Genomic DNA, 12,007 nt, shown 5'->3' with positions numbered 1-12,007 from the left:
GTATAGCCCCAAATCAGATCAATTCCCATGGCAATAATGGCATAAGCGAGAAACTTGCCGAGAAGCGATAGGCGGAAATCAGACAAAAACAGTGGAGCAAGTGCCAATACGATTAAAAAAACGGTATAAACCATCAGTTTCATCTTGGATTGTCCGGCGAAGAGCATGGAGGATGCCACATCCTTTCTTCAGTCTAGGGATCTTGAACGGATCGTCACAAGTCCCATCGGTTTCCATTGCAAGAAGGCGATGATGAGTGTGAAGACGAGTACTTTTCCGATCGTCGCACTGGTGGTATACTCCAGCGCTGTATTGAACACACCAATGCCCAAAGCTCCTGCAACCGTGCCGATCAGCTTCCCGATGCCGCCAAGTACAACAACCATGAAGGCGTCGACGATGTAGTACGTGCCGATGGTAGGGCCAATGGGTCCAACCAAGGTTAGCGCACATCCGGCAATGCCTGCCATGGCAGACCCGAATGCGAAGGATTGTGCATCTACTCTGCGTGTAGAAATGCCGAGGCAGGCAGCCATTTCACGGTTCTGCATAACGGCTCTCATCCGCCTACCGCCAGCAGAGTGATATAAGTACATATAGATAACGAAGATGCAGAGCGCGACCAACGCAATAATGAAAAGTCGCTTATAAGGAAGAGTAAGATCAGCAGTAAGGTGGAGTCCGCCTTCCAGCCACTCAGGTGCTTTCACGGCGACGTTGGGTGCGCCGAATATGGATCTGGCAAGCTGCTGCAGGGCTAAGCTGACGCCCCATGTTGCAAGCAGGCTGTCTAACGGTCTGCCATACATGAACCGAATGAGGCAGACCTCTAGCAGCCATCCGACAAGGAAAGCTACGGCGAAGGCGACGCCCAGCGAGACGATGAAATACCAGCCGAAGGCTGAGGCCGGCAGGAATTGCTGGAACCAATGCTGGACCAGATAAGCCATGTAGGCACCTATCATAATAAACTCACCATGAGCCATATTCATGACATTCATAAGCCCGAATGTAATGGCAAGCCCAATGGCGATCAGGAGCAGAATGGAGCTTAGACTTAGGCCGTTGAATAATTGAAGCAGCAGCAAACTCATGACGATGCTTCCCCCTTAGTGAACCCCGAGTAAAATAGTGAAATCCAGGGCTGCCGTTAGGCAGACCTGGTTTCTAGAACAATCCTATCGGTAAGCTTATTTCTTCGTTACTTCGCCGCCCCATGGATACGTCTTGAGGAAAGGATCCGGCTTAAGCGGTTGACCAGAATTCCATACTTCCTTAATTAAGCCATCAGCGCCAATTTGGCCGATACGCGCTGTTTTGGAAATATGCTGGTTCTCACCATCGATGGTGACTTTACCCTCTGGAGAATTCCACTCTATGCCTTTGGCAGCTGCTTTTACTTTCTCTACTTCAAAAGAGCCTGCTTTTTTGACGGCTTCAGCCCATAAGTAAACGGCTGTGTAACCAGCTTCGATCGGATCATCCGTTACACGGTCTTTGCCGTATTTAGCTTTGTAGGCATCAACGAATTTTTTGTTCTCTGGTGTATCCGTCGTTTGGTAGTAATTCCAAGCTGTGTAGTGTCCATCCAGGACAGATGCTCCAATACCGCGAACCTCTTCCTCAGCGATACTAACAGACATGGTTGTTAGGTCCTTGGCTGTAATGCCAGCGTCTTTCAATTGCTTGAAGAAAGCTACATTGCTATCACCATTGAGTGTATTGAAAACAACATCTGGCTTCTCTTTTTTGATTTTGCTAATAATTGTGTTGTAATCCGTGTGGCCAAGCGGCGTGTACTCTTCAGCAACAAGTGTGCCGCCTTCGGCTTTCAATTGCTCTTTAATAATTTTGTTGGCTGTTCTTGGGAAAACGTAGTCAGAACCTAAGAGGTAGAATTTCTTGCCTTTGTTTTGGAGGAGCCAGGTTACAGCGGGGATAATTTGTTGGTTCGTTGTTGCGCCTACGTAGAAAATGTTCGGTGAAGATTCTACGCCTTCATACTGAACTGGATACCACAGTAATCCTTTGTTTTGCTCGACCACCGGAAGTACCGCTTTACGGCTGGCTGACGTCCAGCAACCGAAAATCGTCACAACACTGTCTTTTTGCAGTAACTTCTTAGTTTTCTCTGCAAAAGTAGGCCAATCGGATGCACCGTCTTCAATGACGGGCTTTATTTTCTTGCCTAAGAGTCCCCCAGCTGCATTAATTTCATCAATCGCCATTAACTCCGCATCTCTTACAGATACTTCACTAATGGACATCGTGCCCGTCAGAGAGTGAAGAATACCAACAGGTACAGTCTCGTCTTTCGTTTCCGCTTTGACTTCTGCCGCCTTCGTTGTTGCGGTGGATGTAGTAGGCTCCGACTTGGCACAGCCAGTTGCTACCATCATCAATGCCATGCTTAAAGCGACGGTGAGTTTCCCTTTGTTTCTTATCTCTCTCATTATTCGTCCCACTCCCTTACTTACAAGATTTGGATTACAAGGCTTATGATAAAGTGGGCAAAAGGTAAGTGTCAATATACATGACATGAATCGGATTTTATTTTGTGGGTGATGCACATATAATTGCAGTTCCTTTGTGTTGAATGTATAAAATAAGTAAATTAATTGGAAAAATCACTTATTATATGTCAATTAATATGACATTGAAGATTTACAAGCGTGGAATATCCGAATATAATAAGTGTAAAAGAATACCATTATTCGGTTTTTGAAGAGGTGATGATGTGCATTTAACCGAGCGCGAGAAAGAAAAGCTCCTCATTACAGTAGCGGCAGACTTAGCAAGGCGAAGAATGGCAAGAGGCGTTAAGCTGAATTATCCCGAAAGTATTGCACTGATTACATCTGAAATTATGGAAGGCGCCAGAGATGGCATGACGGTCGCTGAGCTGATGACTTTCGGTACGACTATTTTGAAGGCAGAGCAGGTTATGGAAGGTGTTCCGCAGATGATTCATGATGTGCAGGTAGAAGCTACTTTTCCGGATGGTACGAAGCTGGTGACCGTTCACGAACCCATCACCTGACTATATGTATGAATAGATCGAAAGGGGCGAGAAGATGGTTCCGGGAGAATATCGCATTAACAAAGGCGTTATAGAAATGAATAAAGGCAGACAAACCGTCGAAATCATTGTCACGAATACAGGAGATCGCCCTATTCAGGTGGGCTCCCACTATCACTTTTTTGAGGCGAATCGAGCGTTGGCCTTTCCCAGAGAACTTGCCTTTGGCATGCATCTAGATATTCCAGCGGGGACAGCCGTTCGATTCGAACCCGGGGAGCAAAAGCCGATTCAGTTGGTCGAGCTGGGCGGAGCCAAGTTGTCCTATGGGCTCAACAACTTGAGCGAAGGGCCGGCAGTGAAAGACCAGATGTCCGAAGAGACGAGAGCAAGATGGCAGGCATGGGAGGGGAAACGCGTGTGAGTCAAATAGATCGTAAGAGCTACGCGCTGATGTTCGGGCCTACGACTGGCGATGCTATTCGGTTGGCGGATACGGAATTATGGGCGCAAATTGAGCATGATTACACCGTCTACGGGGACGAATGCAAATTTGGCGGAGGGAAAGTAATCCGGGATGGCATGGGACAGTCCAGTGGTGCCACCCGGGATCAAGGCGTGCTCGACACGCTGATCACGAATGCTGTCGTTATCGATCATTGGGGGATTGTGAAAGGTGATATCGGCATCAAGGATGGACATATCGTCGGAATTGGCAAAGCCGGCAACCCGGATATTATGGATGGCGTGCATCCTAATCTCATTGTCGGAGCAAGCACGGAAGTCATCGCTGGCGAGGGTAAAATCGTGACGGCGGGTGGAATTGATGCCCACATTCATTATATAGTTTGAAGCTGCATGAAGATTGGGGAACGACACCGGCGGCTATCGACACGTGCCTGAAAGCAGCCGATCAATATGACGTTCAGGTGGCTATTCATACGGATACATTAAATGAAGCGGGATTTTTGGAAGATACGCTGGCAGCCATCAAAGGCCGTACCATCCACACGTATCATACGGAAGGAGCAGGCGGAGGCCATGCTCCGGATATCATCCGCGCGGCTGCTGAGCTGAATATCCTGCCATCTTCGACAAATCCGACACGTCCTTACACGATCAACACGATTGAAGAGCATTTGGATATGCTTATGGTTTGTCATCACTTGGACAGCCGGATTCCTGAAGATGTGGCCTTTGCCGATTCACGGATACGCCCGGAAACGATAGCTGCGGAGGATATCCTGCATGACCTTGGGGTGTTCAGCATGCTGAGCTCGGATTCGCAGGCGATGGGCCGGGTTGGTGAGGTCATCATCCGCACCTGGCAAACAGCGGATAAGATGAAGAAACAGCGGGGACCGCTGGCTCCGGATACGGAGGAAGGCGATAATTTCCGCATCAAGCGTTACATTGCCAAGTATACGATTAACCCTGCGATTACGCATGGCGTTTCGCATCTGGTTGGTTCTATCGAGCCGGGTAAATTCGCGGATCTGGTGGTTTGGAGCCCGATGTTCTTCGGGGTGAAACCTGATCTGGTGCTCAAGGGCGGCAGCATCGCCTACGCGCAATTGGGTGACCCGAATGCGTCCATTCCAACGCCGCAGCCTGTGTTCGGAAGGCCGATGTTTGCGGCCTTCGGCAAAGCTTTGACCCAAAGTTCGATAACGTTCGTTTCTCAAACGGCTTATAACAATGGCATTGCGCAGAGGCTAGGTCTACAGAAGCGGATTGAGCCTGTGAAAGGCTGCCGCGACATTTCGAAGAAAGACATGATTCATAACAATGGTACTCCTTCAATAGAAGTGAACCCGGAGACTTATGAAGTCAAAGTGGATGGGGAAGCCATCACCTGTGAACCAGCGACGAAGCTTCCGATGGCGCAGTTATATTTCTTATTTTAAAAAAATGCGGGTGATGCACATGGATGGGATGAAGCGGGCAGCAGCCACGCAGCAAGAAGCAATAGCCCCAAAGTTTCACTGGCTGGCCTACCAACAGCTTCTAGATTCAGCGCTGCCGATCGGGGGCTTCTCACATTCCTTCGGCGTGGAAACGCTCGTTCAGCAAGGACGTTTGGCAACTGTCGATGAGCTTGAGGCTTATATTGGCACTATGCTCTTCCACAACTGGTCATCTTCTGATGCGATGGTGATCAAAGCAGCCTACACGCATATTCCCATAGGAGAATGGGAGCAGCTCTGGGCAATCGATCATATGCTGCATGTACAGCGAGTTTCAAGTGAGGCCAGAAGCGGCGTTCAAAAGATGGGACGCAGGCTGTTGCAGTTATCCCGGGCTATGTATCCAGATCTGGATTGGAAATTATTGGATGAAGCCGTGAAAGCTGGCCGTTGCAGCGCTAATCATCCGATTGTACATGGATGGGTGAGCTATCATCTTGGCGTGCCGCTGGAACAAGCGGTGGAGGKATACCTGTACAGCTGTGTGATGACCTGTATTAACAGTGCTTTGAGGCTCATGTCCATGGGGCAAACGCAAGGCCAAATGCTGCTGTCCAAGGTGATTCCATTGATCGGAGGACAGTGGCAGCGTGTAGCTCATTTAGATCCTATGGATGCATATACGAATTCACCCTCGGCTGATCTGGCGATGATGCAGCACGAGACCCTTTATTCGCGATTGTTCATGTCTTAACTCAAATTCAAGGAGGAATGACTATGTGTCAAGGACAAGGTCATCATCATCATCAACAATGGGAGAAACCGTCTATCGATCGGAGCCGCCCGATGCGTATTGGAATCGGAGGGCCTGTTGGCTCTGGCAAAACAGCTTTGGTGGAGCGTCTGGCCCGCAAACTCAATGACCGCTTTAGTATCGCGGTGATTACGAATGATATCTACACGAAGGAAGATGCTCGCATTCTGATTAGTTCGGAGGCATTGTCTGAAGATCGCATTATTGGCGTGGAGACGGGCGGATGTCCACATACAGCGATTCGTGAAGATGCTTCCATGAATTTCGAAGCGATTGAAGAACTGGAGCAGCGCTTTGAGCATCTTGATATCATTTTCATCGAGAGTGGCGGCGATAATCTAGCTGCAGCTTTCAGTCCGGAATTAGTGGACCGCTTCATCTATATTATCGATGTTGCTCAAGGGGAGAAAATTCCGCGCAAAGGCGGGCCAGGCATTATGAGATCCGATATGCTCATCATTAACAAAATCGATTTGGCTCCGTACGTCGGTGCCAGCCTGGAAGTCATGGACTCGGATACGAAGAAAATGCGTGGAGACCGTCCCTACATCTTCTCCAACCTGATGGGCGGTACAGGAGTTGACGATATTGTGACATGGGTGGAGCAGGAGTTCAGCCATGCCTAAAGTGACCGGGGAGATCAAGGCAGCATTTGCGGTGCGCAGCGGTGTCACGCAGCTGGTACACAAATATCACGCCTCCCCGCTCAAAATCGCCAAGACGTTCCGCTATGAGAACGAAACGTTCTCCGGAGACCAGCCCGTGGAGCAGCTGGGCGTTTATATGATGGACTGCTCCCCAGGACTGATGTCAGGGGATCATTACGAAATTAACGTGCGCCTTGAAGAGGGCGCACGTGTTTTTCTAACGAACCAATCGTTCACGAAGGTTCATCCATCACTAGGGGATCAAGGAAGCACGCAGCGTCAATCGCTGCTTGTGGAGGCAGGAGCGCTGCTGGAGTACATCCCCGAGCCGCTTATGTTATACAAAGATGCCCGCTTATCCTCCGAGACGGAGGTGCATCTTGCTCCAGGGGCTGCGTGTATATTCTCAGATGTTCTATGTCCGGGGCGAGCGCAGAGGGGAGAGATCTTCCAGTACTCGCGTTATGCCAATCGCATGAAGGTTTGGTACGGCCCGGAACTGATTTATTATCAGAACCAGAGGATTGAGCCTCAGGATATGCAGCTCACGGCCCCCGGTAGTTGGGAGCAGGAAACGCATCTGGGGAATTTGTATATCTTCTCCGATCAGCTTGGACAGAAGCACTTAGATGGCCTAATGTCATGTCTGGAGAAGATGAATGGCATTGAACATGTGCGTGTCGGAGCCAGTCTCACGTATAAATACGGGATAATCGTCACCGTCATGGGACGGCATGCCTGGCAATTGCAGCATGTCCTTACCCAAGCTTGGCATGAATTACGCCGCAGCTTGCTTGCTTTAACCCCATTAATGGTTAACAAATAGGTTGGTTGGAAGGAGCCCTGAGGGCTCCTTTTTTGACATGCCAGAATTGGAGGTAAGCCTCGCTTACCCTTATAGATGTTCGCTCACGGAATAACTGGAATTTCTACTGTTAAAAATGGCGTGGAGTAGGACTTCGATGAAATAACGGGAGCTTGTGCAGTTATTTCAGTAGATTCGTCTCATTTCTGACGAAACTTGAAGAAATAGCGGGATAATTTCCATCTAATGGATCTAGAACAGCAGAAATGAACAAATTAGCAGTACTATTTCCCGTTATAATTTAAGCAGTGATGGTTGATGAGGTCACGAAGGGGGCAGCTGTGCGGCAAAGTTGAAGGCTTACGTTGCATTTTATACAACGTAGTAGCGTGGTCTGACCGCGAATGCGGTCTTACGTTGCACAATATACAACCATTTGGTGCAAAAAGGTGAGATGTAAGCGGTTTAGAGCATAAATCGTTGTATTAAGTACAATATAGAGGCGTCTGAGGCCTAATACAGCCTAATGGTTGCACAAAGTACAACATAGAATGCTGTTGCAGTCGCAACTTGGTGTTGAGTGATACATGGTGTGACGGGATGAGGTCACGAAGGGACAAATGTGCGGCGAAGTCGAAGTCGCAAGCTTACGTTGCATTTTATACAACGTAATAGCGTGGTCTGACCGCGAATGCGGTCTTTTTTTGCATTGGGAGAGAATGGTAAGTTTATTTTCCACGCATACTGGTAGGAGAATCGACAATATCATGACAACTGTCCCCACTTTATTGTCAAACGGTGTAGGGGTTGGTATGATAAATGAGATCATAAATGAATGAGCTCGGAAGTTCGATATAGAGGAGGGCAGTGACGTGGAAAATCAAGCTAGCTACGAAAGCATTTCTAACGATTCGACACAAGGTTCCGCGAGGAACGAAGCCATAGATGCAGCCAATAAGTCAACATCTGCAGAGCCTGTGACGTTAAAAGATTTTTATCGCTTGGTGAAGCCGGGGATTATCTATTCTAATCTAATGACGGCTTTCGCCGGATATTGGATGGCCGCTCGTTGGGACGTTAGTTGGGCCCATTTATTTTTTACAATGCTCGGAACAGCTCTTGTTATGGCTGGCGGCACGGTGCTGAACAATTATCTGGACCGTGAAATGGATGCCAAAATGGAACGGACGCAGAACAGAGCGCTGCCTAGTGGAAGACTCGGACCCAATGTCGTTTTATGGTATGGCATTATTCTGGGAACGATCGGACTAGCTGTCCTCTATTTTGGAGCAGCCTCCCCGCTTGCAACGTTAATCGGGTTAATTGGATTGTTCTTGTATGTATGGCTCTATACGGCATGGTTCAAAAGAACCTCAGTCTGGAGCACGTTCGTAGGCGCATTCTCAGGTGCAACGCCACCGGTCATCGGTTACTGTGCGGTTAGCGGCACGGTTGATTTAGGTGCTATCTTGGTGTTCCTTTTCTTATTCCTATGGCAGCCGCCGCATTTCTGGGCATTGGGCATTCGCCGTATGGAAGAATATCGGGCTGCGGGATTCCCGCTTTTACCAGTGGTCAAAGGATCTTACGTTACTAAGATTTCCATGGTTCGTTATGTCGTTCTACTTGTTCCAGTTACCGTCATGTTAACAGCTTACGGATATGTAGGTTACCTCTTTTTGATTGGCTCGACGATTCTCGGATTAATCTGGATGTTCATGAGCGTGAAGGGCTTCAAAGCAACAGGTGAAGCTGAAGTCGTATGGGCGAAACGCATGTTTCTTTTCTCAATTATGTATCTAACACTTTTATCGATCCTCATGGTTATTGATACGGTGAAGATTAGCTAAATGAAGGACGGATGACAAAGATGAGTACATTTTTCGAAAAAAATTGGTTCAAGCTGGCGCTGGGCGCTATCTTGATTGCAATGATTGCTTCTTTTGCCTATAAGCTTTGGGTCAACAGCAGCGAACCGGATCAACGCTTAACGGCGATGAAACAGTCTCCATCTTTTCAACTGACAGACTTGGATGGGAAGACAGTTGCTTCTGCGGATACAGATGGCAAAGTAAGACTCGTTTATTTCTTCTATTCTTTTTGCCCAGACGTTTGTATGCCGACAACCTTCTTGCTAACGCAAGTACAGGATGCTTTGAAGAAAAAAGAACTGTTCGGTACGAAATCCGAAATTATCTCCATCACCGTCGATCCTAACCGGGACACACCGGCTGTACTCAAGGAGTTCGGAAGCAAGTTTGAGTCCAATCCTGATCCAAGTGGTTGGATGTTCCTCCGTGGTGAAGAAGCGAAGACCCACAAGCTTGCCGAGGACTTCGGCATTATGGTCATTAAGGAGAAGGACGGAAACTTCTCTCACTCCAATGCTATCTTACTTGTTGATAAAAAAGGGAAACTGCGGAATTATTACGATGCGAGCAATCCGGAACTCGATGCGGACCATATCGTCAAAGATGTGGTGACTTTGTCCAAAGAGAAATAAGTTAACTACATAAACTATTCAAAAGCAGGATCTGGTGAAGGGTAGATAATATACTCGTCCAGTCCTGCTTTTTCTAATTGCTGGATAAGGTATTCCTCAGGTGTTCCCTCGACACCGGCATACCCTTTGCGTGTATAAATTTGCTCGGCATCCGGGAAGGTATCCCGCAGTAGAAAACGTATCTTTTTACCGGAAGAATCATTATCAGTAAATAAATAAACTTGCTTGTCCCCGGCCTTTTTCCTAAGTTCCTCCAAGGTTTGAGAGCTGGGTGTTCCGAAAGTGCAGAGAATCTGGACGTTATCATCAACAACGCGTTTTAAGCGGCTTTTGTCGTTTTTACCTTCTACAATGATTGTGATCGACATGGGGTATCCTCCATCAGGTTTTTTTGTAGTATAACCCGTTTTTGTATGCGATCCAAGGATTCCATTCGACGTTTGCTCAAATAATATGCTGCCATTTCCCGGGAAATGACAGAGATTGACAGCACAAAGACGACTTGAACATCTCAAGCCGCCGTGTACAGGAAGCGTTATGTCGTAACAGGCGATTTAAATGTGCGTAAAGGTAAAAGCGAAAGTGCCAGCATAAGAATGAAAAAGGCGATGAAATAAGAGGAAATATGGTCGCGAAGCTGCCCAGCCATCATTGGACCGATAAAAGCACCGATAGAGTATGAAATTGAGAGCAAAGAAAAGACTCGGCCATAGCGGTTGCTGCTGGTGATGCTGGCAAGAAGTGCTGCCAAAGCGGGATAGATGACACCTTTGGCCATTCCGATCAGGAAGAGGGAGACTGATAGTGGGATGGGCCACTGGATGGCTAAGCCGAAGAAAACAACAGCTAACGACAAGCTTCCGCAGATGGTCCGGATAAATGGCGATACTTTATTAAGGAACCAGAACGAGATGCTTAGCAGAGCGCCTAAGCTGATCAGTGTGAAAAATACGCCTGAGGTGAGGATGGATTCTCGAGCAGATTCCATAAGCGGCAGCTCAAAGAATAAAATGCCCTGAGAGCAAGAAAGTGCCATTGGAATGAGGAAAAACAGCCAAGGGACTGACACGCCCACAGGTAAGTCGGATTCCTCACTTGGCATCCCATGGCCATGATGATCCAGAGCTTCAAGTTTGCCAGCAGATTGGCTCAGCAGCTGTTTTTCTTTGACACCAAAGATAGCTAGAAATCCCGTTATAATCAGAATCCAGCCCAACACGGAAAAAGCGGTTGTGAATCCGATTTTGGCTACCAGAATGGCTCCAGCCGCAGGAGAAACCACGGAAGCTAACGTGTGAATCAGACCGTTCCCCGCCATCAGCTTACTCTGTTGGATGCGGTCTTTGGCGATACGAGCCAGCAATGATAAGCAGGCCGGAGATAAGAAAGCGAGCACAAATCCACTAATGGAACGAATGTAGAGCAGGTGCCATGGATCTTTGACATTAGATTGAAAAAGTAAGATGATCCCTGCTACAATCAGGCTACAGACAATGAAAAATTTGCTGCCGTATTTGTCCACGCCATAGCCAGCAATGAGATTACCCGGTAAGTGCGTGATTGAGTATACGCCCATAATTAGCCCTATAAAGGATGGAGCGGCCCCTAAGGATAAGGCGAAAGGTGACAGTATCGGGTACTGTGCGTGCAAATCAAAAAAAGCCACAAACATAAATAAGTACAGCCAAAGGGCTGTTCGCATGTGCTCACCACCTTGTTTAGACTTGTCTCTTCTTAAGATGTACGCCGCTCGTCCGATGGATATGACCTTTCCGTATAATTGACACAATTCTGATGGAGGAAGTTATGGATGTTTATGTGATTCTTTTGCTTGCATGTGTGGCTGTTTTTCTAGTATTCCGGCTCCGACAGTCCTTTCACAAAACGAGAGGCAGAGCCGATCAAACGGATGAAATTCAGCGAAAACTAGCATTGTTAAAGAAAAAAAGGGATGAAGACTAAGGATTCCCTGTAGTATGATAGGGATGGACTTTTGGATAAATAGGAGGGGTTCTTTTGGATCAGTGGATTTCATTTGCACAGGATCGTTGGTATTTACTAGTTGCTGCTATTATTGTTTTATTTATTGTCATTGGGATTGTGAAAACAGTCATTAAATGGATTGTTGTCCTTGTCGTTGTCGGTGCTCTCATCGTTTATGGAGCAAGCTATAAGGATAAAATAAAGGATATTGGGACAAGTGTGGTATCCCAGGTTGGCGATGAAGTCAAAGATAAAGCGATCAGTGCTTTGACTTCGGAAGCAAAAGAAGCGCAATTCAAAGCAAATCCTGACGGTTCTTTTATCGTTTC

11 protein-coding genes and 3 pseudogenes are annotated in these 12,007 nt (G+C 47.5%); 9 read left to right on the top strand and 5 right to left on the bottom strand.

The window, feature by feature from the left end; all coding sequences use genetic code 11:
• The 3 genes and pseudogenes from AC1DUA_RS13715 to urtA form a co-directional block, all read right to left on the bottom strand.
• Positions 1–143 (bottom strand): annotated as a pseudogene (locus AC1DUA_RS13715) (urea ABC transporter permease subunit UrtC); the annotation flags it as partial.
• 45 nt (positions 144–188) lie between these two features.
• Positions 189–1,094, bottom strand: a complete 906-nt coding sequence (gene urtB / locus AC1DUA_RS13710; RefSeq protein WP_477500293.1) for an urea ABC transporter permease subunit UrtB — start codon at positions 1,092–1,094, stop codon at positions 189–191.
• A 96-nt stretch (positions 1,095–1,190) separates the two neighbouring features.
• Positions 1,191–2,453: an urea ABC transporter substrate-binding protein gene (gene urtA, locus AC1DUA_RS13705; RefSeq protein WP_477500292.1), complete on the bottom strand. Its 1,263-nt coding sequence runs from the start codon at positions 2,451–2,453 to the stop codon at positions 1,191–1,193.
• A gap of 284 nt (positions 2,454–2,737) precedes the next feature.
• On the opposite strand from urtA, the gene AC1DUA_RS13700 reads away from it, so the two are divergent.
• From AC1DUA_RS13700 to AC1DUA_RS13665, 8 genes and pseudogenes are all read left to right on the top strand, one after another.
• Complete coding sequence (locus tag AC1DUA_RS13700) at positions 2,738–3,040, top strand: urease subunit gamma (protein WP_477500291.1); 303 nt, start codon at positions 2,738–2,740, stop codon at positions 3,038–3,040.
• Between the two features lie 34 nt (positions 3,041–3,074).
• Positions 3,075–3,443, top strand: coding sequence for an urease subunit beta (gene ureB / locus AC1DUA_RS13695; RefSeq protein ID WP_477500290.1), 369 nt, complete (start codon positions 3,075–3,077; stop codon positions 3,441–3,443).
• Positions 3,440–4,926, top strand: a pseudogene (locus tag AC1DUA_RS13690) (urease subunit alpha). Before ureB ends, AC1DUA_RS13690 begins: the two are co-directional and overlap by 4 nt.
• Positions 4,877–5,680 (top strand): urease accessory protein UreF, encoded by an 804-nt coding sequence (locus AC1DUA_RS13685; RefSeq protein WP_477500289.1) that lies wholly within the window; start codon positions 4,877–4,879, stop codon positions 5,678–5,680. The pseudogene AC1DUA_RS13690 and the gene AC1DUA_RS13685 overlap by 50 nt, the downstream one beginning before the upstream one ends.
• Positions 5,681–5,703: 23 nt before the next feature.
• The gene (gene ureG / locus AC1DUA_RS13680; protein ID WP_477500288.1) at positions 5,704–6,366 is read left to right on the top strand and encodes an urease accessory protein UreG; all 663 of its coding nucleotides are present in this window, start codon (positions 5,704–5,706) and stop codon (positions 6,364–6,366) included.
• Positions 6,359–7,213 carry an urease accessory protein UreD gene (locus AC1DUA_RS13675; RefSeq protein ID WP_477500287.1) on the top strand — a complete coding sequence of 285 codons (855 nt, stop codon included), beginning with the start codon at positions 6,359–6,361 and terminating at the stop codon, positions 7,211–7,213. Before ureG ends, AC1DUA_RS13675 begins: the two co-directional genes overlap by 8 nt.
• An 878-nt stretch (positions 7,214–8,091) precedes the next feature.
• Entirely contained in the window at positions 8,092–9,042 is a 951-nt protein-coding gene (gene cyoE / locus AC1DUA_RS13670) for a heme o synthase (protein ID WP_477500294.1), read from the top strand.
• Between the two features lie 20 nt (positions 9,043–9,062).
• Positions 9,063–9,695 (top strand): SCO family protein, encoded by a 633-nt coding sequence (locus tag AC1DUA_RS13665; RefSeq protein ID WP_477500286.1) that lies wholly within the window; start codon positions 9,063–9,065, stop codon positions 9,693–9,695.
• A 14-nt stretch (positions 9,696–9,709) separates the two neighbouring features.
• Here the strand turns inward: AC1DUA_RS13665 and AC1DUA_RS13660 are convergent, their stop codons facing one another.
• On the bottom strand, positions 9,710–10,063 hold the full coding sequence (locus AC1DUA_RS13660) for a toprim domain-containing protein (protein ID WP_477500285.1): 354 nt from the start codon (positions 10,061–10,063) through the stop codon (positions 9,710–9,712).
• A gap of 167 nt (positions 10,064–10,230) precedes the next feature.
• A complete protein-coding gene (locus AC1DUA_RS13655) occupies positions 10,231–11,397 on the bottom strand; it encodes an MFS transporter (protein WP_477500284.1) in 1,167 nt (388 codons plus the stop codon).
• Positions 11,398–11,711: 314 nt separating this feature from the next.
• Here AC1DUA_RS13655 and AC1DUA_RS13650 point away from each other — a divergent pair.
• Positions 11,712–12,007 (top strand): annotated as a pseudogene (locus AC1DUA_RS13650) (hypothetical protein); the annotation flags it as partial.

Source organism: Paenibacillus sp. 01T422, assembly GCF_056398785.1.
The sequence above is the reverse complement of the archived record's forward strand: the minus strand, read 5'-3'. Positions and strand labels throughout refer to the sequence as shown.

Bases quoted from the DNA above. Each gene is read 5' to 3' on its own strand.
- urtB (WP_477500293.1), bottom strand. From the start codon at position 1,094: ATGAGTTTGCTGCTGCTTCAATTATTCAACGGCCTAAGTCTAAGCTCC.
- urtA (WP_477500292.1), bottom strand. From the start codon at position 2,453: ATGAGAGAGATAAGAAACAAAGGGAAACTCACCGTCGCTTTAAGCATG.
- ureB (WP_477500290.1), top strand. From the start codon at position 3,075: ATGGTTCCGGGAGAATATCGCATTAACAAAGGCGTTATAGAAATGAAT.
- ureG (WP_477500288.1), top strand. From the start codon at position 5,704: ATGTGTCAAGGACAAGGTCATCATCATCATCAACAATGGGAGAAACCG.
- AC1DUA_RS13675 (WP_477500287.1), top strand. From the start codon at position 6,359: ATGCCTAAAGTGACCGGGGAGATCAAGGCAGCATTTGCGGTGCGCAGC.
- AC1DUA_RS13665 (WP_477500286.1), top strand. From the start codon at position 9,063: ATGAGTACATTTTTCGAAAAAAATTGGTTCAAGCTGGCGCTGGGCGCT.
- AC1DUA_RS13660 (WP_477500285.1), bottom strand. From the start codon at position 10,063: ATGTCGATCACAATCATTGTAGAAGGTAAAAACGACAAAAGCCGCTTA.
- AC1DUA_RS13655 (WP_477500284.1), bottom strand. From the start codon at position 11,397: ATGCGAACAGCCCTTTGGCTGTACTTATTTATGTTTGTGGCTTTTTTT.